Source organism: Streptomyces sp. 4F14 (assembly GCF_048159485.1).
Lineage (GTDB): Bacteria > Actinomycetota > Actinomycetes > Streptomycetales > Streptomycetaceae > Streptomyces.
In genome coordinates, this window is the sequence record NZ_JBLRVY010000257.1 from 1 (window position 1) to 360 (window position 360).

The following is a 360-nucleotide window of genomic DNA, read 5'->3' on the forward strand; positions in this document are numbered from 1 at the left end:
TTTTTTTGCCTCGCTTTTGCCGGTACGGCAAGGACAGTGGCCCTGGGACGGTGCGTCGGCGCACGCTGGCGTCAGCAGAGGGAGAGGCTGACGAGCATGGCGCACAACCACCACGGCGACCAAGGTGACCACCACGCCGGTCACCACCACCACGACCACTCCGACATCGACTGGGGCGAGATGGCTCCGCTGCTGGAGGCGCAGGCGGAACTGTTCACGCCCCTGTACGAGCACGCCATGGCCTGGCTCGCCAAGCGGCAGACCGAGCCGGGGCTGGTCGTCGACGCGGGCAGCGGCCCGGGCGTCGTCTCCTGTCTGCTCGCCGACACCTTCCCCGGCGCCCGCATCGTCGCCGTCGAC

Annotated in this window: 1 pseudogene; it reads left to right on the forward strand. The window is 69.4% G+C overall.

What is annotated here, in order from left to right:
• Nucleotides 1-96 precede the first annotated feature (96 nt).
• Nucleotides 97-360: pseudogene (locus tag ACLZOT_RS50595) on the forward strand (SAM-dependent methyltransferase); the annotation flags it as partial.